Source organism: Paenibacillus sp. FSL R7-0210, assembly GCF_038009085.1.
Taxonomy (GTDB): domain Bacteria; phylum Bacillota; class Bacilli; order Paenibacillales; family Paenibacillaceae; genus Paenibacillus_AQ; species Paenibacillus_AQ silagei.
The window spans coordinates 699,619-724,031 of sequence record NZ_JBBPAR010000001.1 but is presented as its reverse complement, the minus strand read 5'-3'; the positions used below and the strand labels follow the sequence as shown (position 1 = coordinate 724,031).

Below are 24,413 nucleotides of genomic sequence, written 5' to 3'. Positions count from 1 at the left end.
TTTAAATCATTATATAACAAATTTCAGGGTTCACTTGGCGTACCCATGTAAATCCGGATCGTAGAGCCCTGCTGCACTCTTGCCCCCGCCTTCGGAGCCTGATTGATCACGGTGTTGCCGGTGCCGGAACGGACCAGCATGAAATTCATATTCAAATCCTCATAGATATCCTGAACGGTGGCTCCCGTAAGATCAGGAACCGTCACTATCGGGGTCTCGCCGTATTTATAGGTTCTTGGCAGCTGATCCTTACGCTCTGGAACCTTCAGATACAGAAGAGAATCCTCAAGAATATTCTGGACAATCGGAGCGGCTACTACACCCCCGAACTGAATTCCCTTCGGGTTATCGACTGCCGTATAGACCACGATCTGCGGATCATCCGCCGGGGCGAAGCCGATAAAGGAAACGATATGCTCCGTTGGAGAATACCGGCCGTTGATTACTTTCTGTGCTGTCCCTGTTTTGCCGCCCACACGGTAGCCGTCAATAAATGCCGGTCGGCCTGTGCCTTTGGCAACCACGCTCTCAAGGGCAGCCCGCACTTTCTTCGAGGTCTCCTCCGAGATCACCTGCCGCACTTCCTCCGGCTCAGTCTCGGAGACAACATTCCCGGTGTCCGGGTTAATCCAGGCCTTGGCCACATGCGGAGTATACAGCTTGCCGCCATTGATGGCTGCCGATACCGCAGCAATCTGCTGGATTGGCGTGACGGATACCCCCTGGCCGAATGCAGTAGTCGCCAGCTCCACCGGGCCCACCTGGGCCGGCTTGAACAGAATTCCGTTCGCTTCACCGTTCAAATCAATGCCCGTCTTGCTCCCGAAGCCGAAATCCCGGATGTACTTGAACAGCGTATCCTTACCCAGACGCTGTCCCAAGGCTACAAATCCCGGGTTGCAGGAGTTCTCGACCACTTCAAGGAAGGTCTGGCTTCCGTGTCCGCCCTTCTTCCAGCAGCGCAGCTTAGCTCCGCCAACCTCAATGTAGCCCGGATCAAAAAAATGCTCATGCTGCAGATCCACCTTCCCCTCCTGCAAGGCCGCAGCCAGCGTGATGATCTTGAAGGTGGAACCCGGCTCATACGTCATCCAGATCGGAAGATTCCGGTTATATACTTCGGCATCGTATTCCTGGTAAGCGCCCGGCTCATACCCCGGCCGGCTGGCCATCGCCAGAATCTCGCCATTGCGGGGGTCCATGGCAATAGACCAGGCCCCCTGCGCCTGATATTTCACCATGGCCTGATCCAGCTCGCGTTCCATTATAGATTGAATCTGCTTGTCGATAGTCAGCTGCAGGCTAAGTCCATCCTGCGGCTCGGTGTACTTCTCGGAGGACCCGGGCATCAGCCGGCCTCCCGCATCGGAGAGATAGGAGATATTGCCCGCGCTCCCCTGAAGCAGCTTATCATAGATGCTCTCAATTCCGGTAATCCCCTGATTGTCAATTCCGGTGAAGCCCAGAATATGTGCGGCCAGATCCCCGAAGGGATAATACCGTTTGTTATCCTCAGCGACAACGATGCCCGGCAGCTGCAAATTACGGATGCTCGCGGCAAGCTCCATCGTAATTTTGCGGCCGCCGGGCTGCAGTTTCACTGAGGCCTTCTTTTGGGTCAGCAGCTGAACCAGCTTCTCCTCGGTCATGCCGAGCAGCGGAGCCAGCTGCTTCGCGGTCTGTTCCTTCTCCTTCACCTGTACAGGAATGGCATAAATCGTAGGTGAGCTGATGTTGTAAGCCAGCGCCACCCCCTCCCTGTCCAGGATCTCGCCGCGCTTGGCGGTGAAGGGGATGTTCCGCCGCCATAAATCCTCGGCCCTCTCGCTCAGCTTCTCACCCTGGGTTAATTGTACATAGGCAAGACGCACAGCCAGCGCGCCGAACAACACGGCCAGTCCCAGCAGCGTCCACAGCATTCTCCGCCGGCTAACGACTTTCGATACCTTCATTGTGTTCTCCCCGCTTTCACTCATAGACATGATCTCTTACCTTCATGACTATTCGGGACAAACAGGGGTTAGAACAAGCCTATATGGGTGTTATTCTGCAGCTTCTTCTTTCTCTGCATCGCCCGCTAAAGCAACAGGAATATTCTCGCCATATTCATTGAGAGGGCTAAGCTTCAGCGCTACCTGCGTTTTTCCCTTATTCTTGGCCTGGCTCTGTTCTGTGACATAGCCTTCTCCCTCAACGGAGATTCCCACCTTCAGCAGGTTCAGAATCTCCAGGGCATCGCGCAGAGACTGGCCGCGCAGATCAGGAAGCGTCACATTCTCTCCCTGCTCGCTTAACAGATAGATCCGCTGCCCGGCGGTCAGGGCGGTGCCTTTCTCAGGGTACTGACTGACCACATTTGCCCCTTGGCCTACAGCTTCGAAATCAAAGCCCTGATTAATGAGCAGCTGTCTCGCTGCCTTCACCGTCTTGCCGGTCAGATCCGGCGCTTTGCGCTGGACAACAGCTTCGGCCTTCACCGTCTTCTTGTCAGCAGGACCTGTGACATCTCCCGCTTTGGGCACGCCCATATAAGGAAGCGCCTGGGAGACGATATCCTTGAAGACCGGACCCGCCGCAGCACCGCCGCCGGCCGCATCGGCAGGCTCGTCAATGGTTACGAAGACCACGATCTTCGGGTCATTGGCCGGTGCGTAACCGAGGAAGGAGGAGCGAACCTTGTCGCGGTTATACCCGCCCTTACCATCCGGCTTAATCGCCGTACCTGTCTTGCCCGCCACCCGGTATCCCTCAATGTAGGCATGCCGGCCGGTTCCGTGCTGCTGATCTGCCACTACCTGCTCCAGATAGCTGCCCGTCTCCCTTGCACTTGCTTCGGAGAGCACCTGCCGCACAACCTCCGGCTGAGTAACCGTGGTCTTGCCGGTGTTCGGATCGGTAACCTCCTTCACTACATGGGGCACCAGCAGCTTGCCGCCGTTCGCAATCGCCGCCATGGCGGTCAACTGCTGAATCGGGGTCACCAGCAGCTTGCCGTGACCGTAGGCAAGTGTAGCATTCTCTACCGCCCGGTTCGGGTCCGGGTTGACAAGCCCGGTGATTTCGCCCGGAAGATCAATTCCTGTCTTCTCACTAAAACCAAAATCATTGATATACTTCAGCAACCCATCCTTGCCCAGCATCTCATACCCAAACTTGACGAAGGCGACGTTACTGGACCGCTTGACCCCTTCCAAAAAGGTAATTGTTCCATATCCGGCTCTGTTCATATCAAAGATAGGCTTGCTGTATCCCTTAATCCGGATGGAGCCGGATTGAAACTTAGCATTCGGATCGAACAGCTTCTCCTGCACAGCACCCGCCAGCGGTACAATCTTGAACGTTGAACCCGGCTCGAATCTCGTCATGATCGCATGGTTGAAGAAGCCCGCCGGGTCCTGATTAAGGTCATAATATTCATTGGGGTTAAAGGTTGGTGTATTCGCCAGCCCCAGGATCTCCATCGTCTTGGGATCGGCGGCAATGACACTGATCGACTTCGGCCGGTACTCGGCATTCGCCTTCTTTATCGCCTCTTCAATATAGTACTGAATCGTGCTGTCGATCGTCAGCTTGAAGTTACTGCCGTTCACCACCGGCTGGAACGTGTCCTTGGAATCGGGGAGCTTAACCCCCTTGCCATCGCTCTGGTAATTGAGCTTGCCATCGACCCCGGCGAGCTGTGTATCCAGATACTTTTCCAGTCCCATCATCGCTTTGCCGTCCCTGTCGGTATAGCCCAGAATATGTGCAGCCAGCGAATCCTTAGGATAATAGCGCTTCTGCTCTCTGACGAGCCCTACCCCGGTTTCCAGCGTATCATGTTCTTCCTTTAGCTTGTCTACAAAAGCCCTCACTTTGTCGGCCATGTCCTTGTCGATCTTCCAGCCTTCATTACGGATCTCACGGTTGGTTAAATACTCGCCTTCATTATTCTTGGCTTCCACCAGCTTCTTCAGCTCATCCACCGGTTTGTTCAGCAGCTCATGCAGACCCTGGATCACCTCTTCGCCGATCTTCTTCTCGGCAATGACCTTAGGATTGACGACTACAGTCTCGGCGGGCACATCGCTCGCCAGCACATTGCCGTTACGGTCTTCGATCACCCCGCGGACGGCCTTGATGGTTGAAGTATGAGCCCACTGCTTAGCTGCGGTCTCCTGCCACTCCTTGCCTTGCAGAACCTGAATCCAGAATACTCTGGCGACTAAAACAAGAAAAAAGAGGGTAATACACCCTCCTATAAACAGCGTGCGAAGTTTGATTCTCTTAACCATAAGGTACCTCACAACCTCTATTATTGCGATTGCCGTTCATCGCTATTTTTTACCGGCTTTGTCAGTAGCCTGGCTGCTAAGCGGAACATAGATAGTAGATTCCTCAGAAGGGACCACAAAGCCCATTTCCTTCGCCCGCGGGACGATTGTCTGCTCCAGCGTCTGCTTCTCCATCTGATAGGTGGCAATTTGTTTTTTATTCTTAGCGATTTCGCTGTCCAGCTTCTGGGCCTGCATATTCAAATCGTAAATATGGACGTAACGCCAGATCAGGGAGGCTGCTACCAGAATAAAGGCTCCCAGCGTCAGCATGTACAAAAGCTTCTCTTGCAGCGGCAGCACTCTGCGCCTGGTGACAACTTTCGTTTTCTCACGGTACAGCGGGTTTGCCTCTTCTTTTCTCTTTGGTTGAACTGCTAAATTTCCGCGGGTATAAGCCATCTCTGATTCTCCTTTATCGTCATCTACAATTTCTCTGCGACACGCAGCTTGGCTGAACGGGCACGCGAGTTAAGCTCCAGCTCTTCTTCCCCCGGCACAATTGGCTTGCGGTTAATTAGCTTCAGGGTGCCTTCGGCACCGCATACACAGTACGGCAGGTCAGGCGGACAAGTGCAACGGCTTAGATAGCTGCTGAAAATCTGCTTGCAGATCCGGTCCTCCAGCGAGTGAAAGGTAATAACGGATACCCTGCCCTCAGGCGCCAGGCAACGTACAGCAGCATGCAGGCCTTCCTCAAAAGCACCCAGCTCATCATTGACGGCAATCCGCAGCCCCTGAAAGCTCCGCTTCGCCGGATGTCCTCCGGTCCTTCTTGCCGCCGCAGGAATGCCTTCCTTAATCAGCTCGGCCAGCTCTCCGGTGGTCTCCACCGGGCGTTCTTCCCTGCGCTCTACAATCTTCCGGGCAATCCGCCGTGAGAATTTCTCTTCTCCATATTGGAAAATCACCCTGGCAATGTCCTGCTCATTCCATGTGTTAATGATATCTGCTGCACTCAGCTGTGCCGACTGATCCATTCGCATATCCAGCGGGGCGTCATGGTTGTAGCTGAAGCCTCGTTCCCCTTCATCAAACTGCGGAGAAGATACCCCCAGATCAAAGAGAATCCCGTCTACTTGGGGAACTCCGTCCTTTTGCGGAACAAACGGCAGTCCCTTCAGCACCTGCTCCAGATCGCGGAAGTTGGTCTTGACGGTCACCACCTTGTCGCCGTATCCGGACAATCTCTCCTTCGCGTTGTTCAGTGCCCAGTCATCCTGATCCAGACAGATCAGCCGTCCCCCGCCGCTAAGCTTGGATGCGATAAGGGCGCTGTGCCCGGCTCCCCCGAGCGTACAATCTACATATAGGCCATCCTTCTTGATGTGCAGCCCTTCTGTCGCTTCTTCTTTTAGTACCGTGATGTGGTGAAACAAGCTGCATCCCTCCAAGGCAGTAATTCGAAATGTTATGTTTTATAGATCAAAATTGAAATCCACCAATTTCTCGGCGATTTCGTTGAACGATTCCTCTGACTGTTCGAAGTACTGCTCCCATAGCTCCTTGTTCCAGATCTCCACCCGGTTCGAAACGCCCAGAATAACACAGTCCTTGTCCAGCTTGGCATATTGCCGCAAGTTTCCCGGCAGATTCACCCTGCCTTGCTTGTCCCATACACACTCAGTCGCTCCCGAGAAAAAAAAGCGGCTGAAGGCACGGGCATCCGATTTCATCAGTGAAAGGCTTTTAAGCTTTTGCTCCATGATTCCCCATTCTTCCATGGGATAAACAAACAGGCAGGAGTCCAGGCCGCGGGTCGCCACGAAGGAGGTTCCGAGCATGTCACGGAATTTGGCCGGGATAATGATCCGTCCTTTATCGTCAATGGTATGCTGGTATTCCCCCATAAACATGATCTATTCCCACCTCTACATCCCGAGTCCCCACTTTGCCCCACTTTTCACCACCTAAGCATAATAGATTCGCCATTAAAAATCAAAAACCTTTTTCCGGAGCAAGGTAATTTTTTCTTGTTTGTCAAGAGGCTATTCTTGCATCTCCTGCGGACACGTAAAAGCCCGGGCCAATGTGATTGGCTCCGGGCTCGTGCAGATCCATATCCTTAGTCGTTCAGATTCCAGCTGTCCAGATACTCGACTTGCGCCTGTGTCAGGCTGTCGATGGCAATCCCCAGACTTTCCAGCTTGTAGCGCGCTACCTGCTCATCCAGCTCATAGGGAACATTCTCCACTTTGACACCAATGCTCTTATAATTGTCATTCACATATTTAAGGGACAATGCCTGAAGTGCGAAGGTGGTATCCATAATCTCTGCCGGATGACCATCAGCTGCGCCAAGATTCACCAGACGTCCTTCAGCCAGGAGGTACAGCTTGCGTCCATCCTTCAGCTGATACTCTTCGATGTTCTTGCGCACCGTCCGCTGGGACACCGAGCGCTCGGCCAGTTCCGGCTTGTTGACTTCCACATCGAAATGTCCGGCATTGCAGAGAATCGCGCCATCCTTCATCACATCATAATGCTCACCGCGGATCACATACCGGTTACCTGTGACTGTAACGAAGAAATCACCCTGCTTCGCAGCTTCCAGCATCGGCATGACATGGAATCCGTCCATGTGGGCTTCTACCGCCTTGATCGCATCCACTTCCGTTACAATCACATTCGCTCCAAGACCCTTGGCCCGCATTGCTACACCTTTACCGCACCAGCCGTAGCCCACCACAACCACGGTCTTGCCGGCCACAATCAGGTTGGTGGTGCGGACGATACCGTCCCATGCCGACTGTCCTGTACCGTAACGGTTATCGAACAAATATTTGCAATAAGCGTCATTTACCGCCACCATCGGGAATTTCAGCATGCCCTGCTTCTGCAGCGCCTTCAGTCGGATAATACCGGTCGTTGTCTCCTCAGCTCCCCCGCGGATATTCTCCATCAGGTCGGGGCGCTCGGAGTGCAGCAGAGTGGCGAAATCGCCGCCGTCATCGATAATGAGATCCGGCTTGCTCTCCAGTGCCCGGATGTTCAGTGCCTTGAACTCTTCCGGAGAAGGATTGTACTTGGCAAATACGGTAATGCCATCCTCAACGAGTGCAGCACACACATCATCCTGGGTAGATAACGGGTTGGACCCTGTAATTGTTACCTCAGCGCCACCAGCCTGCACTACCTTGGCCAGATAAGCGGTCTTAGCTTCCAGGTGAAGGGTGATCGATACCTTGAGCCCCTTGAACGGCTGCTCTGCTTCGAACTGCTCACGGATACGGTTCAGTACCGGCATATGCTGGCGAACCCAGTCGATTTTGAGATGCCCCTCGGGTGCAAGCGACATATCGGCAACAATACTGTTTTGCTTGGATAATGAACTCATGGTAGGACCCCCTAGAATAATTTGCTTACATATAAATAATACGGTGTGTTCCGCTGTAGTCAGCAGGCACAGCCATCAATTCCTCCAGCCATTCCAGCCCGTACCGGTTCAGATAATACATCATATTATAGACACGCTCCTGAAGCTTACCCAGCGGCATTAGCGATAGCTCGATCCGTTCCCACTGGCGAAGTGCAGCCTCATTCTGCTTCTCCATCGCATCCAGAGCTTTGCCCTGCAGGAAGGAGATCTGGTCGATAATCTTATCCTTGTTATTGCCACCCAGCTTCAGCAGACCTGCCTGAATGCTGCCAAGCTGCTCGATCAGCGGCTCATACATCCCGGAGAAGGCCGTCTTGATCTCTTCAAATTTGTCTTCGAGCTTCAGCTCATCCTGAGCGTTCAGCCACGCTTTGCGTTTATCATCCAGACCCGTCTGCACATCCGTGAAGGACAAGCCGTATTTATCCATATGCTTGCGAAGCGTTCCCTCAATCACTGTAAAAGACATGCGCGGAATAATCAGCGGCATCTGTCCGTCCAGCACCCTGAAGGCTTGATGCGGAATCGCCCAGTAAGCCATTTCCCCTTGTCCAAGCACCGTAGCGAGTACAGGAAGTACATAATCCTGCATCAGCGGACGGGTTAACACATTGTTGCTGAACCGTTCGGGATGGCTCTCCAGCAGCTCCAGCAGCTCAGAACGCGAGAACGAGACCGTAGCCTTCCGGTCTGCGAACCGTCCCTCTACCTTATGGAGCAGAAGCCTTGCACCTTCATGAATATAGAAAAGATTCGCATTGCCGGGCGTCACATCGGCCTGCAGCTCATATCCGCTGGCCGTAATCCGTTCAGCTGCGGCAAGATAAGCTGCCTCCAGCTCGTCATTGCGCTCAATCATTGATGCGAACATGGGCGCTTCCAGCCTGCGCAGGGCAGGATCGGCCGAATCCAGCAGAATCAGTCCGAATTTGCCGAACAAAGATCCCATCAGCTTGGCAAACGCCTCCGTCATATTCCCGGCGGCCGTGGATGCAGCCGTAACCAGTTCCATCAGCTGCGGTTTGAATTCACTGTCCTGCAATAAGCCGTCCAGCTGCGTAACCGCCTGAAGCCAGCTCTCGGTATCTACCTGGATCTCGCTGACCGAGGACCGGGGACCTTCGCCTTTATCCAGCTTAATGCGGGTAATTTCGCCTGTCCGGTTCAGCACATACGTATGATTGACCTCATCCCAGTCATGATCCTCACCCGCAATCCAGAACAGCGGAACGACCGGCCGGCCAAGCTGGGCCGCTGCCTCCTTGGCTGCCTGAATCGTAGTAATGGCCTTATAGACCACGAATAGAGGGCCTGTGAACAAACCGCTCTGCTGGCCGCCTGTCACTACCAGGGTATCCGGCTGTTCCAGCAATTCTATCGAGCGGAGGACGGCTTCATGGGTATTGTGTTTCCCGTTGTAGCTGCGCAGGTACGACACAACCTCTGCACGGTCTGCCCGCAAGCTTCCTGTACGATCAAGCCACACTGCGCGTTCAGCCCGGCTCTCCGGGCTGCGGAAGTCCCCGCCATACAAATGTCCTACTGTTTCGTATTGATGTATATAGTCACTGGCGAGCGCAGATCCGCCCGGCAGTGGTTCCGGTACAACATTCATCGATAATGGCCTCCTTGTTCTGCAATAACCCGCTGCTATATGTAATTCATAAATCGGTAAACCCTTTATGATTGTATCCAAAGTTGGGTGCGGCGTCAAAGTAATATACGCCATCCTTATGAAGGATATCCGTAAATCGAAAGAATAGGCGAGAGCTGAATGCTCCCGCCTACGTTCTACTTGCCCTTTTAAGTTTAGGCAAATTGCTTGGCTACGAAATGTCCCTTGGACACTTCAACCAGTTCATAATCGCTGTCATTTGTTTTCTCGCCGGCCGCATAAATCGGGCTGCCCAGCTCATCATGCAGATGAATGCGTTTTTTGTTCGCTTCAACCTCTGGGTCTGGAACCGGAATCGCCGAGAGCAGAGATTTGGTATATGGATGGATCGGATTAGCATACAACTCTTCGCTTTCCGCCAGCTCTACCATTTTGCCCAGGTACATAACGGCCACACGGTCACTGATATGCTTAACCATGGACAAGTCATGCGCGATGAAGAGATAAGTAAGTCCAAGACGATCCTGCAGCTCCTTCAGCAGGTTAACGACCTGCGCCTGGATGGATACGTCGAGTGCCGAGATCGGCTCGTCACAGACGATGAACTTAGGGTTCACGGCGAGCGAACGGGCAATCCCGATACGCTGACGTTGTCCGCCGGAGAACTCATGCGGATAACGGGTGGCATGGTCATGGTTAAGTCCAACCATATCCAGCAGCTCTTCAATCCGCTTCTTGCGTTCCTGCCGGCTTCCAGCCAGATTGTGAATATCCAGTGCTTCACCGATGATATCAGACACCGTGAACCGCGGGTTAAGCGAGGCATACGGGTCCTGGAAAATCATTTGCATATCACGGCGCATAGCCTTCATCTTGCCGCCGGACAATTTGTAGATATCTGTACCATTGTATTTCACGCTTCCCGCAGTCGGTTCATACAAGCGGAGAACTGTGCGGCCGGCAGTAGTCTTGCCGCAGCCGGACTCCCCTACCATCCCCAGGGTTTCGCCTTCACGGATCGAGAAGCTAATATTATCAACTGCCTTAAGAACTCTTCCTTTGCCCACATTGAAATATTTCTTAAGACCTTCTACTTCAATCAGATTCTTGCTCAGATTCTTACTCAAACGAACTGCACCTCCTTGGCCATCGAATGCAGATTCCAGCAGCGCGCTATAAGCGTATCACTGAACTCTGTGATGCCGGGATCAATCAACTCCTTCACAGGAGGCACTGCTTCGCTGCAGTACGCTGTGAACGGATAACCGACCGGCGGCTTAATCAGATCCGGGGAAGCTGAAGTGATCGGAATCACCTGCTCGCCCTTCTTCGGGTCTTGTGCTGCCATGCCGCACAAGACCCTTGGTGTATTACGATAACCGTCCCGGCAACTACGCCGGGGTTCAGTGTATTCAGGATGATGGAGATCCCAAGCGAATTGCTGCACTTCGCCGGAGAATTCGTGGGGATATTGGTTAAAGCGAGCCTACGCTTTCATAATGCCTACTAGCTTCAGCATTTCAACAGCTTAATGATTCGCTTCGGCCGCTAGCATATTCTGATGTTAATCAAAACTTCGGTTATCTGATTGCCCACTTGGATCATTGGGTTCAAAGAAGTCATCGGGTCTTGAAATATCATGCCAATATCTTTGCCGCATGGGTTCCACCATTGTTAATATCTATTTCTTCAGCTTAGGATCAAGCGCATCACGCAGGCCGTCACCAAAAATATTAAAGGAAAGCATCGTTAAACTGATAAGAATCGCAGGGAACAGGAAACGCCACGGATAGTAAAGCCAGCCGGTCAGCGAGTCATTGATCATCGAACCGAGTGAAGCTACCGGGGCCTGTACACCAAGACCGAGGAAGCTCAGGAACGCTTCGGCAAAGATGGCATTCGGCACGGACAGCGTAATCGTTACAATAATCGGTCCTACAGCATTCGGCAAAAGATGCTTGAACAGCAGACGCTTGGACCCTGCACCCATCGAACGCGAAGCCAATACGAACTCACGGTTCTTCAGCTGCATAATCTCCCCGCGCACAATCCAGGACATCGTAATCCAGCCCGTTATCGTCAGCGCCAGGATAATGGTACCAAGGCTTGGTTCAAGTACGACCAGCAGCAGGATAACTACCAGCAGGTATGGAATGGAGTACAGAATTTCAGAGATCTTATTCATGATATTGTCTACACGGCCACCGAAGTAACCCATGATTCCGCCGTAGATGACCCCAATGAAAAGGTCAATGGCAGCAGCGGCAAGGCCGACAATCAGTGAGATTCGTGCGCCGTACCAGGTACGGACAAAGATATCGCGTCCCAGATCATCTGTACCGAACCAGTGGTCGGATGATGGGGGCTTATTCGTGTTGAGCAAATCGTTAGAGTAGTAATTGAACTTTGAGAAGAACGGCGCAATTATTGCAGCCAGTACAATCAGTCCAAGAACCCCCAGAGCTGTCATTGCCATTTTATTCTGGCGCAGACGTTCCCAGGAATCCCGCCAGGCGGACAGACTTTCGCGCTGAATGACTTCAGCCTGCCGTTCATCAACTCCGACCTTACGGAAATCTTCCGGTTTCAGGTTCGCATCCTGCGATACCAAGTTTTTATCAGAAGCCACTCGTTAGCCCTCCTTTCCGCCAGATAGTTTGATACGCGGATCTATAAACACATAAGCAATGTCAGTGATAAACCGCGCTACCATAAGCAGTACACCATAGAAGATGGTAATCCCCATAATAACGGTATAATCACGGACGCCAATCGCTTCGACAAATTGCTTGCCGATCCCGCCGACACCGAAGATCTGCTCAATAACGACCGAACCGGTTACGATGTTAGCCGTCATAGGTCCCATATAGGTTACCACCGGCAGAATTCCGTTACGCAGCACGTGGCGGCTCAAGATGGCTGCCCAGCTTAGGCCTTTCGCCTTAGCTGTCTTGATGTAATCTGCATGCAGGACCTCCAGCATACTGGAGCGCGTCAGCCTCGCTATGAAGGCTATAGGCTGCGCCGATAACGCGGTTACAGGCAAGACATAATACATCGGCCCTTTGAACCCGGAGACCGGGAACATATGAAATTTGTAGGCGAACACATACTGCAGCAGCGAGGCGACTACAAAGCTCGGAACCGCAATCCCCAGCACCGCCAGCACCATTGCTGCACTGTCAATAAACTTGCGGTGATAGAGTGCCGCCATCATGCCGAGGAAGACTCCGACAATAACCGACACAAGAATTGCGATAAGCCCCAGCTTCAGAGACGCCGAGAATGTCTGACCGATCAGATGTGTTACATCCTGATTCAGACGCTTCATGGATACACCCAGATCGCCCTGGGCGATTTCACCCAAATACTTAAAATATTGATGATAGAGCGGCTTGTCCAATCCATATTGCTCGTATAAACGCGCTTTTATTTCTGGTGGAATCTTCTTTTCAGAAGTAAACGGGTCCCCCGGAATAGCTTTCATCAGAAAAAAGGTCGCTGAAATCAGCACAAACAGCGAGACAAGCATATAGAAAAACTTATTGGCAATATAACGAACCATCCCCATCAACACCTCCTTTGACTTTTTTTAAGACACATAATTAGATTTTATGAAAAAAATGGCCATTTGTCTAATTTCTTATTTTGTAAGTTCGTGAAATGTTTAACAAAATGCCCGAAATGCAAAAAAAAGGGATATATATGGAATTCCACATATATATCCCGAAGTGTAAAGCTCCCTTCAGACTATCACTATTCAGTTATATAAGCTGAAGGTTCTGTCATTCTTAGTGCTCGAGCAGGTAAGCGCGAGTGAAGTCAATTGCACCGCTGAAGTCAAGAGTTACACCTTTGAGGTACTCTTTAGTCAGGGAGTTGTTGGTGTAGTAGTAGAACGGAATCAGGATCATGTCATCCTGAATGATCATTTTCTCAGCCTTAGCAAACAATTCTTGGCGTTTTGCCAGATCAGAGCTTGTTTTGGCTTCTTGGATCAGCTTATCGTACTCAGGGTTAGCATAACCAGTATCATTGTTACCGCCGCCTGTTACCCACATATCCAGGAAGGTCATTGGATCATTGTAATCCGCAGTCCAGCCGGCACGTGCGATCTGGTAGTTCAGGTTCTGACGGTTGTCGATGAATACTGCCCACTCCTGGTTCACCGTGTTAACAGTGATATCCAGAGCTTTTTTCCACATATCAGCTACAGCCAAAGCAATTTTCTTGTGGCCTTCACTTGTGTTGTAAGACAATTCAACCGGTGGCAGTGCAGTCAGGCCTTCTTCAGCAAGACCTTCTGCCAGCAATTTTTTAGCTTCTTCTGTATCTTCTTTGAAGTAATCGTCTTTAACTGCAGTACGGTATTCACCGTCAGCGCCCGCGATACCTGGAGGTACATACCCGAATGCCGGAAGTTGTCCGCCCTGTGCTACGTTGTCAATCAGCGATTGACGGTTAACAGTCATAGCCAATGCTTTACGGATTTTAACGTTATTGAACGGTTTTTCGGTGATGTTGAATTCATAGTAGTAGGTACTTGCGATACCTTTTCTCTGGAATTCGTTAGGAAGCTCTTTCTGTACGATTGGCACCTGTTCTTGCGGGATTTCACCGTGAGGTGCACCAGCGCGGTCAAGCTCGCCGTTCTTGTAGCTCAAGAGTTCAGTTGCTCCACTGTTAACCAGGGAGAAGTCGATTTTAGCCAGCTTGATGTTGGCAGCATCCCAGTATTTATCGTTCTTGCTTACTTGCAGGGATTGGCCGGTAGTCCACTCAGTCAGTGTGAACGCGCCGTTAGTGATCATAGTGTCTTTGCTTGTAGCCCATTTAGCATTACCCTCAACGGATTTGTGTACAGGGTAATAAGTATAGAAGGACAGAAGTCCAAGGAAGTAAGGAGTTGGAGCTTTCAGCGTAACTTCAAGAGTTTTCGCATCTACAGCTTTTACGCCCACTTGACTGAAATCTGTAATTTTCTTTCCATAATATTCTTCAGCGTTCTTCAGGTAGTACAATTGATAAGCGTAAGGTGCAGTAGGATCTGTGTTAGGGTCGAGCACGATTTTCCATGCGCGAACGAAGTCAGCAGCCTCTACAGGGTCACCGTTGCTCCACTGCGCATCACGCAGGTGGAACGTATATACCAGTCCGTCAGCGGAAATATCCCACTTCTCGGCAATACCTGGCTCAGCTTGGCCAGTTTCATCATTCATGCGGGTCAAGCCTTCATACATTGTCTTCAGGACGGTGTTGGCTTGGCTGTCCTGAGCTTGTGCAGGGTTAAACGTAGGTGGTTCTGCAGTCAGGTTGACTCTAAGTGTCTGGTCAGCAGCCAGCTTCTCGTCACCTGTTGTTCCTGTGTTCGTGCTGCCCTCTGGTGCAGTCGTCGCCGCTGCATTGGTGCCGCTGTTCGCATTGTTCTTGTTTCCGCCGCAGCCAGCAAGCACTGTGCCGATCACCAGAACTATTGCAATCATGAGCAATAGACTTTTACTCTTCTTCATCTAGCAGTTCCCCCTAAATAGAATGTGGTATATGGTTTATGATTATACAACCAGTGGTCAAAAAAATCTAGAGCAATATTTTCTGAAAACGAGTTTTTTTTAATTCTTTAAAATTTTGTGACGTTGACGCTTCACCGGAGCAATGGAACGTTACATCGCTTGTGATATGTATTGAATGAGGCCTACCACCATAAATAATACGTAACCTACGCCCAGGAAAAAGAAAGAAAGCCGCCACACAGCACGAAGTAACCGTTTTCCGTCCACCCCTCCTTTGAGGCGGTTTTGCGCGCCGCCAATCAGTCCGGCGGATATTAATACAATAAGTAGTATAAGAAAGAATCCAAAGGTTGAGTCAAAAATAATATTAAACAGTCCCGAAACTGACAGCAATAAAAATAAAGTAGTTACGTCCATCGCCAGCATCATCGTTTTCCTCTTATCATGCCTCAGCCCGATTCCTGCGAAATACACAATCAAAAAAGGAACAATCGGAATAACGCTTAACACGCCGAACGAATTCCGGAGAAATTCCAAACAGCCTCACCCCTCCCTCACAGTCATGCCTTCTACCAGTCCGCAGATCCAGCGGTGCAGCGGAGCCTGAACGCCCTGCCGCAGCCCCATATCTACAATGCTTCCGTTAATCCAGCGGATTTCCGTCTCCCTTGCAGCAAGTACATCAGCAAGCATCGATGATGTATTGCCCGAGGTCGCGCGGCACACTTCAAGAATGGCCTCCCAGGCACCGTGCTCCAGGGAAATCCCGCAGGCCTCTAATATCCCGGCTGCCTCTGTATACAGTTCCTTCATAAGCTGTACACGTGCAGCGGAGGCCAGTAATTCGCCGTTCCGGACCCGCCAAATGGCGGTTAGAGGATTAATGACAGCATTGATCAGAAGCTTCCGGTAAATGATGGTATCCACTTCTTTCGACAGAGAAGCGTGAAATCCTGCTGAGGCAAGAGCTTCTATGAAACTAATTATCGCCGCAGGCTCAGATGCCTGCCGGTCAGTTTCATGAATATTTATAGGAGAGCTGCTCTTCCCTATACATATTTCCCCTTTGCCGGCATGAATAACCTCTGTTAATGTTTTCCTCTTTGCCGCCTCTGTCGTTACAGCCGCCCAGATGGATGATTGCGGCAGCAGCCCCCTGAGCAATTCCAGATGTCCGCAGCCGTTCTGAAAGCCTATGATTACAAGCTCTCTGTCTCTGAGCGGCAGGAGAATCTCAGGCAGAGCCTCATGAAGCACCTTCTGCTTGACCGTTAACAGCGTAACCTCCCCGGGCTCGGCGAGCTGACGCTGTGTATATTCTTCTACCGGTGCAGCGGAGAAACTCCCGCCTGGAAGCTGTGTTGCCTCCCTGCCATCTTCATAGCTGACAGTCAGCCCCCGTTCGGATAGTGCCCTGCTCTGCTCTTCCCCCCTGCACCATATCCGTACTTCAGCCCCACCGGCGATCAGCCGCCCTGCAAGCAGCAGCCCCAGTGACCCCGCACCTATCACATCTATTCTCACTAACCCTGCCCCCTGCCATGCTAAGCACCAATAATTTTCCTAATTATATCCTGCTTGTCTCTGCAAAAGCAAAACAAAAAGCCCTGCTAATCCGTTGCTGTTACGCACTCGGACGCAGGGCTCGCTGCATAAATCTTCTATTCAATCCGTTCCAGGTTTCCGTTCGCATCCATTTTGAAGCGGGGCTTCTCTTCATCCTCTTCATTAAGAAAAGCCAGCCTGCGGGCACGGTCCATAATCTGGATCAGTGCCTTGTAATCATCATTGACCACACGGTAATCGCTCTGGGCAAGATTAACCTCTCTGGATAAGCGTTCATTCTCCACTCTCAGCTCTGAAAGCTCTTCTTCCTTCTCCCGCAGATCGCGCTCCAGCATCTTAAGCTGTCTTCCAGCCTCCTGAAACGTTCCTTTCCATTGCCGCAAAAAGCGGATGACGGCATCGATGGACAAGCTGTTCTCACTTAATCCTTCGCTGCGGCTGTAGTCTTCCTCAATGTCACCGAGAATCAGTCCGGCTACCTGCGCCCCGCGCGAAGCAGGCTGTTTTTTCAGATAGCTCCGTTTCTGGCGCTGGCCTTTGGCAATACCGATGGCATCCTCGTAGCTTTTGCGCACGCAGCTGTTCCAGCGGAAACCGCAGGCAGCCGACGTTCTGCCGATTTTTTCACCCACCTCTTCAAAAGCAGCAAGCTGTGTGCTGCCCTCGCGGATATGACGCAGCGTTATTTCTGCCAATATCAGATCATCTTCTGCACTCCAAGCATCCTGTCTAACGGCTGTCATAAAGCCTAACCCTCCTAACAACATCATGAAATAACCATCTTCAGAACCGGCAGCTCCGCCGGGTAGTGAATAGGGATAAAAGCTGCTTACTCCATTTCTATGCCTCTATTAGAGTTCATAGAATCTATTTGATACTAATTTGTATTGCCAATTTGTCTGCACCTCATACTACCTTTGCTATAAATTCTCTTTTTCGAAACAAAAGGCTTGTGTCAATAATAAAAATCATATTTTTTATGAAATTTTGTATTTTTTTCAATGAATTCGTTTACAGTGTTTTGGAGAGCCGTTATAATAAAGCTAAAGCAGCTGTTAGCCGGATTCATATTGGAAGGGGGACCCTCTCTTGGACCGCATGTTTCGCGTATTGGGATTTTTTACACTTACCATCGGACTTATGGCTTTTGCCGGAAATCTCACGGAAATGGCCCTGTTATTCTTTTTGCAAACCGCTTTTTTTGTGATTTTGGGGTACATGAAGTTTACGGAAAAGACCTACATCCTGCTCTTTTGGGGGTATATGATCCTGACGTTTACGGGCTTCAGCTATTGGACGATATTTGAGATGGAATTGCCGCTCTAACGCATATATATAGAAATGAACGGATATGGCTTCTTGATTAAGGGAGCATTTCCGTTCTTTTTGTTTGCAAAATTGTAGTTCGGGGAGACGCAAAACAGGGTATGATATTTTAACAGGCTGAAACATATTAATAGTACATACCTGTCTAACTCTGTTCAAGGTGGTGGTGCAAGTGTTATCCCGTAATACGGTTCGCCGGTTATTCGCAGCAATATTGATCCTCACCTGCATCGTTATGCCGCCGGCTTCTCCGGTCTATCTGTCCGCCGGTTCCGGCTCCGCTTCAGGAGTCAGCGCTCCGCCGCCCTCTATGCCGGATGACGAAGAGACCCGCAAGCTGCTGGAGCAGACGCTGTCCTCTGCAGAGCTTGAACGTGAGATTGCCCGGATTACTGCAGAGCAACAGACGCTGGAGCACAAAGCCGCTGAGCTGGAGGAGCAAGCTGCTGCCAAGCAGAGTAATATCGCGGATCAGCAGGAACGGGCAGGTGCTGTTGTGCGGGCCTATTATATGGGGGAACGGGATGGACTTCTTACCGCATTCCTCTCCGCCAAAAGCATCAGCAGGCTAATCGCTCTATTCGATTATTATGAGATTATTATGGGGCAAGACCGGAAGACGCTCACAGAATATGAGACGCAGTACAAGGATTTGAAAAGCACACTCACGGCCGCCCGGCGCAGCAGTCAGGAGCTGGCAGAGCTCAAAACGGCGCTCGAAGAGCAGCAGAAGCGTGTGCTTGCCTTAGATAAGGAGATTGCAGGCGGGATTCAGGCCAGTACAGATCCTCAGAGTATGGAGCGGCTGCTGGAGGAGTTCAGTAAATATTGGGAGAATATCGGACTGCATGAGGTGCGGAAGTACTTCAAAGCGCTGGCTTCTGCGATGAAGCAGCTGCCGGAGTTCGTTCAGAGCCGGGATGGCGTGCTGGTGCGCAAGGGGATGACCTATAATCTGGCCCTGTCCGAAAAGGATCTGAATGAGTTCCTGGTCACCCAGAACCCGCTGTTCCAGGATTTCCGGTTTGCGTTCAAGGACAATTCAGTCTCGGCAACGGGTAAAAGCGGGGGCTTGTCGCTGTCGCTGACCGGCCGCTATACCATACAGCAGGAGCCTGTCAACGGCTTGATGTTCCATGTTGATCATGTGGTATTCAATGGCCTGGAGCTGCCGGATACCACCCGCCAGGCTCTGGAGGAAGAATTCGATCTCGGCTTCTATCCGGCGAAGATTGTCTCCTTCCTGCAGGCCACCGAGGTCTCAAGCTCAGACGGCCTCCTGCATGTGAAGCTGTCCCTCTCATTCTAAAGGAGGCTGTACCACCGCTTCATAAGCGGCGGCATTCAGCTTGCCGGTTAACAAACCAAGCGCCGCCTCCGCCTTCCGGTTCCACTCTGCCTCAGAGCCGGGACCGGGGGTGTTATCCTCTGCAAGGAACCATCCGGCTTCCATTGGCAGCTTTCCAATCTTGGGCTGAGCGGAGCGGTACAGCTCATCCAGTGCCGGCAGACGGTCCGTGTTCTCCAGCCATTCCAGCTGGGCCGTGCTTGAAGTCACGTAGGCGAGCCATTTGACCGCTGCTTCCGGACTGCCGGATTGTGCAGGAAGGGCAAAAAAGCGGCTGTGAATAACCTCGTAGCTCGGTATACCCTCCTGCTTCTTCGGCATCTGCACCGCGAGCGTCGAATTCCCGTGCTTCTCCCACTCCGAGAGCGGCACAGCCGCCACCGCAAGCTTCCCATCCTGCAGCAGCTCCCAGATCTCCTTATTGAACCGGCTGGTCAGATACAAATAGCTGCGCGCCGCTTCTGTCCACTGAGCCTGCTCAAGGCTGGCGGAGCGCAAACTGCTGCCCATGCTATGCAGCACGGCGGCATATCCGTAAGGATTCTGCGTATCCATAGCCAGCAGATAACGTTTCTTCTCCGGGTCCTCCTTCAGCCGGCCTAGCAGCATATTCCACTGCTCCAGGCTTGCGGGCACCTCCGCAAAACCCATTCCGGCGAGCCGCTCCGGCGAATAGACAAGGACATAGGGATCGATATCCAGCGGCACTCCCCAGTTATATCCGTTCCACTGCATCTGCGGAATCAGCATCGTAAGCGGCGTGCTCCCGGGAACACTTTGGTAGATATCTACAGGCAGCAAATAGCCCCGGGTCGCCAGATCATAAATGCTGTGGCCGTCCAGCATCACGATATCCGGGCTTGTCCCAATGGTTAGTTCATCACGCACCTGTGCTCCTCCGTCTTCCGCCTCTACATTCTTAAGGATCACGCTGACTCCGCTGGATAAAGCGTACTCTTTGCTAATCTGCTCCAATACGCTGAACTCCTCCGCACTGAGTGAGACGCGGATCTGGAGGCTCTCGATTTCTCCTGCTTCCCCTGAAGGAGGACGCTCTGATTGGTCCAACGGCTGTCTGGGCTGATAGCTTCCATGATCCGTATTCAGCTCCATGCTGGGTGACAGGCTTGTCAGCGCCAGCAGCAGAACTGCAAACAGCAGCCAGTAATTTTTGCGTTTCAGCACATGCGCCCTCTCCTTCAGCGTTTCTTATTCCTCATTTTAGCAGAGATGCAGGCACTTGTCTTGGGTTGTGAAAACGTTCTCTTATATAGAAGGAAAAGGCGGGATTGTTCAGTGCAGGTCTAAACCCAGGTGCGCAAGACGCTGCGTGTGCGGATTATTCTTCCGATCGCTGTTAAAGCCAGATTTCTTACCAGATAACCATTAGAGGTAGAAATCCGTCTTTAAAGGCGAACGCTACGCTTCTCCAGAACAATTCCGCTCCTTCCGCTGAACGCACCTTTTAACTGCACAAAAACTCTCCCGCCCCTTCCGGGGGCGGGCAGGAAAAAGCCGGGAGTGGTGAGCTCCCGGCTGGAATAAAGTTTGTTAGTGTTGTTTAGCGGGTTAGAGCAAATCGGCAGCCAGCTGGGCCAGATGCGAACGCTCACCCTTCTCAAGGGTAATATGTCCGCTAATGCCCTGCTGCTTGAACTTCTCAACGATATAACTGAGGCCGTTGCTCGCCGCATCCAGATAAGGGTGGTCAATCTGCTCGGGGTCACCCATCAGGATCACCTTACTGCCCTCGCCGGCCCGGGAGACAATCGTCTTCACTTCGTGGCGGGACAGGTTCTGCGCCTCATCAATGATAATGAACTGCGAAGGGATGGAGCGGCCGCGGATATAGGTCAGCGCCTCAACCTGGATACTTCCCAGCCCCATCAATATTTTATCGATATCCCCTGCCTTCTTCGTGTCGAACAGGAATTCGAGGTTATCATAAATCGGCTGCATCCATGGACGGAGCTTCTCATCCTTCTCTCCCGGCAGATAGCCGATATCCTTACCCATCGGAACCACCGGGCGGGCAATCAGCAGCTTCTTGTATTTGTGTTCATCCTCTACCTTGAACAATCCGGCCGCTAACGCCAGCAGCGTCTTACCTGTTCCCGCTTTGCCGGTAATGGTCACCAGCGGAATATCATCATTTAGCAGAAGCTCAAGCGCCATCCGCTGCTGCGCATTCCGGGCGCTAATGCCCCATACCGCATCATTGCCCAGATAGAGCGGCTCCAGGCGGGAGGCATCGCTGTTGACCTTCAGCAGCGCTGATTTGCCGCTGCCGATCTCATCCTTCAGAATGACGAATTCATGCGGATACAGCGGATAGGAAAGCGCCAGCTGCTTCGTGGGCAGGAACCGGTGACTGTAATATTCATCAATCAGTGAAGGATGGGCCATCAGCGACTGGCAGCCGGAGTAGAGCTCATTCAGATCGCCGGTGCGGTCAGACAAATAATCCTCCGGCGTTATACCAAGCACATCCGCTTTGATGCGGACAAGAACATCTTTACTTACAAGTACCACAGGACTCGGGTCAGCCTTCTCATTCTCCTCATGGAGATAATTGAGCGCTACAGCGAGTATCCGGTTGTCATTGGAGACTTCGCCGAACATCTCCTGTACCTTGACGAAGCTGCGGTGGTTAAGCTCCACCTTCAGCGTGCCTCCGTGGTCCAGTACCACCCCGCTGTGCAGGTGGCCCAGCTCCCGGAGTCCGTCTAACAGACGCGATACGGTGCGGGCGTTGCGGCCGATTTCATCGGCATTACGCTTCTTGGAGTCGATTTCTTCCAGGACTACAGCAGGAATGACCACCTCATTCGCCTTGAAAGCAAAAATCGAATTGGGGTCGTGCAACAGCACGTTAGTGTCCAGTACGAATATCTTTTTCATGTTATCCCCTCCACAGCGCCTGGTTTGATTGATCATACATAACTCTTTTCAGCAAGGGCAAGATAAGGTAAATCACTAATTCTCAGGCTGAAAGGAGTACGCACATATGAGAAAATCAATGTGTCTGTTGCTGGTACTGCTGCTGCTGACAAGCTGCGGTATCGCTAATAAAGAGACATCACCCTCTCCTCAGGATAAACAATCAGCTGGCACTTTAAACAGCCAGGGGAACCGCGGAGTGCGGACTTTGTCGGAAGATGGTACAGCCGTACAGGAGCCCACCCCAGATTCGGGACAACCTTCAGCAGGCAAGCGCGACAGCGATGTGGCACTCAAGGATCATTTTGAACAATTAGCGCGAAGAGTCCCAGGTGTAGAAGGCGTCCACTGTGTCGTCATGAACAACCTTGCCGTGGTCGGCATTGATGTGGACGGCGCCCTTACCCGTTCGCGGGTCGGAAGCGTGAAATATTCGGTTGCTGAAGCGATCCGCAAGGACCCGAGGGGCGTAAGAGTCCTGGTGACTGCCGACATGGACCTCAGCAGCAGACTCGCCGAGATGGGCAAGCATATCTCCAAGGGCAACCCGGTCTCGGGCTTCGCCTCCGAGATGGCCGATATTATCGGCCGGATCATTCCGCAGCTGCCGGAGGATATTGAGCCGCAAGGCAATACCCGGTAGGAGCTAATTTCAAAAAAAGCCTAGTGATAACACACTAGGCTTTTTGCATGGCGGCAAACACTTGTCCGTCCAGCTTCTCGGCCGCACGTGCATCGTATACCTTCGCATATTTCGGAGCAGATTCCAGGTGCGCACCATAGAACAGCGCATTGCGGACCGCTTCAATCTCAATATCAAAACAACACATCTTAAACGGAACATCCGGCAACGGGTCCAGCCGAACCGCAGCATGACCGTTAATGGCATGCACCGTCCCTTCGCCAAACACAGTAATCGTTACCCTCGGGTTAACCTTCATATTGTTCACCAGTCTGGAGCGGTGGTCCACAGCCAGCCGGACAATGGAAGGGCTCACAGCATAGATCCAGGAGATCGCAGTCGACGTAGGTCCGCCGGATTCTGCATCCACAGTGTTAAGAAGAACAAACGTCTCCGATTGCAGCATAGCTAGCAGAGTTTCATTGAGCTGAGCAACGGCTTCAGACATAGTTACAGGCCCCCTATGCGGCAAGAATACATTCAATTTATTATATTATAGCACAGGACGAAACTTGCATTCAATTTACAGATTGTACCCTGCCTGCTGCTCAAGGCTGGCCTGAGACCACTGCAGCGGACACTCCGGATATCCGGTCCTGAAGGCTTTTCTTGGCTGCGTCCAGCTCCTTATCGTTAATATATACATAGGGGCTGCGCCAGGTTCCGGTTACCGGTACATATTCGACATTCTCCTTGGAAATATCCCAATACGTAGCGATCAGGCTCTTAATCTGCGCATTCTCAATATCGCTCTCCAGATTATCGTCCACCGCATCCAGCACCCGGCCGATTTTGAGAACACCGCCCAGCGACTGCATCTGAGAGATTAATGAAGTCAGTACCTCGTTCTGGCGCTTATTGCGTTCAAAATCATCCGAAGGCTTCGTCGCCGGCTTGCAGTTGGACTTGCGGTAACGCACATAATCCAGCGCTTTATCTCCGTTTAGCTTGGCTTCGCCTTTTTTAAGATTAATATTGGTGCCGTCCACACTGTCCGTGTAACACATATTGGCACTAATATTAACGTCTACGCCGCCGAACTCATCCACAATATCCCGGAAGCCCTGGAAATCCAGTATGGTTGCGTAATCGACCTTAATGTCCAGATATTTGCCCATCATCTTCTTCATCTCATCCTCGGCCAGAGTCCCGGAGGTCTTCTCCTTGCTCTTGAAGCGGGAGTAAAAGGCATTGATCTTCGTCTTCTTGTATCCGCCAAGCTCGACATATGTATCACGGGGTAATGAGACCACCGTAGCCGATTTGGTCTCCGGGTTCAAGGCCGCGACCATGATCACATCCGTCAGGTTGGACGGGTGCTTCGGACGGTTGTCCGTTCCAAGCAGCAGCATCGTCAGCGGCTTCTCCGAGGCGGATTGTCCTGCCGCAACCGGCTGGTCCACGCCGAATCCTCCGTGGTCCACCTTCCAGTACAAATATCCTGCGTAACCTAATGCTGCTATAACAGCAATCAGGAGAATGATGAGCAGCACCCTCATCAGCCGGGCGAAGAATCCGCGCTTTTTCGGTTTCCGCGCTTTTTTCTTTGCAGTTGTAGCTGAAGCAGCAGACCTCGGCTGCTGCCGGTTAGTAGTGGTGCTTCCTTGCTGGCTGTTCCTTCTGGGTGGCAAATTGCCCTTGCTTGTATTCATAATCCTTTTAGTTCCTTTTCATTCAACTGGAGTTGAAGTAGATAACTTCGTAATAACTTAGACGAGCCCTGTCATCAAAAGT

Annotated in this window: 21 protein-coding genes and 1 pseudogene; 3 read left to right on the top strand and 19 right to left on the bottom strand. The window is 51.8% G+C overall.

Annotated features, from left to right (window positions below; genetic code table 11):
• Positions 1–23: 23 nt before the first annotated feature.
• From MKY64_RS03170 to MKY64_RS03100, 15 genes and pseudogenes are all read right to left on the bottom strand, one after another.
• Positions 24–1,952, bottom strand: coding sequence for a stage V sporulation protein D (locus tag MKY64_RS03170; RefSeq protein WP_036724385.1), 1,929 nt, complete (start codon positions 1,950–1,952; stop codon positions 24–26).
• Positions 1,953–2,042: 90 nt separating this feature from the next.
• Positions 2,043–4,274, bottom strand: a complete 2,232-nt coding sequence (locus tag MKY64_RS03165; protein ID WP_036724282.1) for a penicillin-binding transpeptidase domain-containing protein — start codon at positions 4,272–4,274, stop codon at positions 2,043–2,045.
• 42 nt (positions 4,275–4,316) lie between these two features.
• Positions 4,317–4,715, bottom strand: a complete 399-nt coding sequence (locus tag MKY64_RS03160; protein WP_036724284.1) for a hypothetical protein — start codon at positions 4,713–4,715, stop codon at positions 4,317–4,319.
• 23 nt (positions 4,716–4,738) lie between these two features.
• Complete coding sequence (gene rsmH / locus MKY64_RS03155; protein WP_340950847.1) at positions 4,739–5,692, bottom strand: 16S rRNA (cytosine(1402)-N(4))-methyltransferase RsmH; 954 nt, start codon at positions 5,690–5,692, stop codon at positions 4,739–4,741.
• 39 nt (positions 5,693–5,731) lie between these two features.
• Complete coding sequence (gene mraZ, locus MKY64_RS03150; RefSeq protein ID WP_036724286.1) at positions 5,732–6,169, bottom strand: division/cell wall cluster transcriptional repressor MraZ; 438 nt, start codon at positions 6,167–6,169, stop codon at positions 5,732–5,734.
• Positions 6,170–6,378: 209 nt separating this feature from the next.
• Positions 6,379–7,650: an adenosylhomocysteinase gene (locus MKY64_RS03145; protein WP_036724288.1), complete on the bottom strand. Its 1,272-nt coding sequence runs from the start codon at positions 7,648–7,650 to the stop codon at positions 6,379–6,381.
• A gap of 25 nt (positions 7,651–7,675) precedes the next feature.
• Positions 7,676–9,307, bottom strand: coding sequence for a bacillithiol biosynthesis cysteine-adding enzyme BshC (bshC, locus tag MKY64_RS03140; protein ID WP_036724289.1), 1,632 nt, complete (start codon positions 9,305–9,307; stop codon positions 7,676–7,678).
• A gap of 194 nt (positions 9,308–9,501) precedes the next feature.
• Positions 9,502–10,422 (bottom strand): ABC transporter ATP-binding protein, encoded by a 921-nt coding sequence (locus tag MKY64_RS03135; RefSeq protein WP_036724386.1) that lies wholly within the window; start codon positions 10,420–10,422, stop codon positions 9,502–9,504.
• An 8-nt stretch (positions 10,423–10,430) separates the two neighbouring features.
• Positions 10,431–10,963: pseudogene (locus tag MKY64_RS33360) on the bottom strand (peptide ABC transporter ATP-binding protein); the annotation flags it as partial.
• A 25-nt stretch (positions 10,964–10,988) separates the two neighbouring features.
• On the bottom strand, positions 10,989–11,936 hold the full coding sequence (locus MKY64_RS03125; RefSeq protein WP_036724290.1) for an ABC transporter permease: 948 nt from the start codon (positions 11,934–11,936) through the stop codon (positions 10,989–10,991).
• A gap of 3 nt (positions 11,937–11,939) precedes the next feature.
• Positions 11,940–12,872 (bottom strand): ABC transporter permease, encoded by a 933-nt coding sequence (locus MKY64_RS03120; protein ID WP_036724388.1) that lies wholly within the window; start codon positions 12,870–12,872, stop codon positions 11,940–11,942.
• A gap of 226 nt (positions 12,873–13,098) precedes the next feature.
• Positions 13,099–14,817 (bottom strand): peptide ABC transporter substrate-binding protein, encoded by a 1,719-nt coding sequence (locus MKY64_RS03115; RefSeq protein ID WP_036724292.1) that lies wholly within the window; start codon positions 14,815–14,817, stop codon positions 13,099–13,101.
• A 150-nt stretch (positions 14,818–14,967) separates the two neighbouring features.
• Entirely contained in the window at positions 14,968–15,354 is a 387-nt protein-coding gene (locus MKY64_RS03110; protein WP_036690228.1) for a DUF3397 domain-containing protein, read from the bottom strand.
• Positions 15,355–15,360: 6 nt separating this feature from the next.
• Positions 15,361–16,341, bottom strand: coding sequence for a ketopantoate reductase family protein (locus MKY64_RS03105; RefSeq protein WP_036724293.1), 981 nt, complete (start codon positions 16,339–16,341; stop codon positions 15,361–15,363).
• Positions 16,342–16,478: 137 nt separating this feature from the next.
• The gene (locus tag MKY64_RS03100) at positions 16,479–17,126 is read right to left on the bottom strand and encodes an RsfA family transcriptional regulator (protein WP_036724294.1); all 648 of its coding nucleotides are present in this window, start codon (positions 17,124–17,126) and stop codon (positions 16,479–16,481) included.
• A 346-nt stretch (positions 17,127–17,472) separates the two neighbouring features.
• Between MKY64_RS03100 and MKY64_RS03095 the strand changes: the two genes are divergently transcribed.
• Together MKY64_RS03095 and MKY64_RS03090 are read left to right on the top strand one after the other, a co-directional pair.
• A complete protein-coding gene (locus tag MKY64_RS03095) occupies positions 17,473–17,709 on the top strand; it encodes a DUF2626 family protein (protein WP_036724295.1) in 237 nt (78 codons plus the stop codon).
• 172 nt (positions 17,710–17,881) lie between these two features.
• On the top strand, positions 17,882–19,018 hold the full coding sequence (locus tag MKY64_RS03090) for a coiled-coil domain-containing protein (protein ID WP_340950840.1): 1,137 nt from the start codon (positions 17,882–17,884) through the stop codon (positions 19,016–19,018).
• Here MKY64_RS03090 and MKY64_RS03085 read toward each other — a convergent pair.
• Positions 19,010–20,242, bottom strand: a complete 1,233-nt coding sequence (locus tag MKY64_RS03085) for an extracellular solute-binding protein (RefSeq protein WP_340950838.1) — start codon at positions 20,240–20,242, stop codon at positions 19,010–19,012. The two genes, MKY64_RS03090 and MKY64_RS03085, sit on opposite strands and share 9 nt — an antisense overlap.
• 384 nt (positions 20,243–20,626) lie before the next feature.
• A complete protein-coding gene (locus tag MKY64_RS03080) occupies positions 20,627–21,958 on the bottom strand; it encodes a PhoH family protein (RefSeq protein WP_036724299.1) in 1,332 nt (443 codons plus the stop codon).
• A 106-nt stretch (positions 21,959–22,064) separates the two neighbouring features.
• On the opposite strand from MKY64_RS03080, the gene MKY64_RS03075 reads away from it, so the two are divergent.
• Complete coding sequence (locus MKY64_RS03075) at positions 22,065–22,640, top strand: YhcN/YlaJ family sporulation lipoprotein (protein ID WP_340950836.1); 576 nt, start codon at positions 22,065–22,067, stop codon at positions 22,638–22,640.
• Positions 22,641–22,674: 34 nt separating this feature from the next.
• Here MKY64_RS03075 and MKY64_RS03070 read toward each other — a convergent pair whose 3' ends face one another.
• Both MKY64_RS03070 and MKY64_RS03065 read right to left on the bottom strand, forming a co-directional pair.
• Positions 22,675–23,127, bottom strand: coding sequence for a pyridoxamine 5'-phosphate oxidase family protein (locus tag MKY64_RS03070; protein ID WP_036690242.1), 453 nt, complete (start codon positions 23,125–23,127; stop codon positions 22,675–22,677).
• A 100-nt stretch (positions 23,128–23,227) separates the two neighbouring features.
• Positions 23,228–24,331, bottom strand: a complete 1,104-nt coding sequence (locus MKY64_RS03065) for an LCP family protein (RefSeq protein WP_340950834.1) — start codon at positions 24,329–24,331, stop codon at positions 23,228–23,230.
• Between the last annotated feature and the right edge of the window lie 82 nt (positions 24,332–24,413).

What these genes read in the sequence shown, in the direction of transcription:
- MKY64_RS03170 (WP_036724385.1), bottom strand. Translation starts at nt 1,952, where the DNA reads ATGAAGGTATCGAAAGTCGTTAGCCGGCGGAGAATGCTGTGGACGCTG.
- MKY64_RS03165 (WP_036724282.1), bottom strand. Translation starts at nt 4,274, where the DNA reads ATGGTTAAGAGAATCAAACTTCGCACGCTGTTTATAGGAGGGTGTATT.
- MKY64_RS03160 (WP_036724284.1), bottom strand. Translation starts at nt 4,715, where the DNA reads ATGGCTTATACCCGCGGAAATTTAGCAGTTCAACCAAAGAGAAAAGAA.
- mraZ (WP_036724286.1), bottom strand. Translation starts at nt 6,169, where the DNA reads ATGTTTATGGGGGAATACCAGCATACCATTGACGATAAAGGACGGATC.
- MKY64_RS03145 (WP_036724288.1), bottom strand. Translation starts at nt 7,650, where the DNA reads ATGAGTTCATTATCCAAGCAAAACAGTATTGTTGCCGATATGTCGCTT.
- bshC (WP_036724289.1), bottom strand. Translation starts at nt 9,307, where the DNA reads ATGAATGTTGTACCGGAACCACTGCCGGGCGGATCTGCGCTCGCCAGT.
- MKY64_RS03120 (WP_036724388.1), bottom strand. Translation starts at nt 12,872, where the DNA reads ATGGTTCGTTATATTGCCAATAAGTTTTTCTATATGCTTGTCTCGCTG.
- MKY64_RS03115 (WP_036724292.1), bottom strand. Translation starts at nt 14,817, where the DNA reads ATGAAGAAGAGTAAAAGTCTATTGCTCATGATTGCAATAGTTCTGGTG.
- MKY64_RS03100 (WP_036724294.1), bottom strand. Translation starts at nt 17,126, where the DNA reads ATGACAGCCGTTAGACAGGATGCTTGGAGTGCAGAAGATGATCTGATA.
- MKY64_RS03080 (WP_036724299.1), bottom strand. Translation starts at nt 21,958, where the DNA reads ATGAAAAAGATATTCGTACTGGACACTAACGTGCTGTTGCACGACCCC.
- MKY64_RS03075 (WP_340950836.1), top strand. Translation starts at nt 22,065, where the DNA reads ATGAGAAAATCAATGTGTCTGTTGCTGGTACTGCTGCTGCTGACAAGC.
- MKY64_RS03070 (WP_036690242.1), bottom strand. Translation starts at nt 23,127, where the DNA reads ATGTCTGAAGCCGTTGCTCAGCTCAATGAAACTCTGCTAGCTATGCTG.
- MKY64_RS03065 (WP_340950834.1), bottom strand. Translation starts at nt 24,331, where the DNA reads ATGAATACAAGCAAGGGCAATTTGCCACCCAGAAGGAACAGCCAGCAA.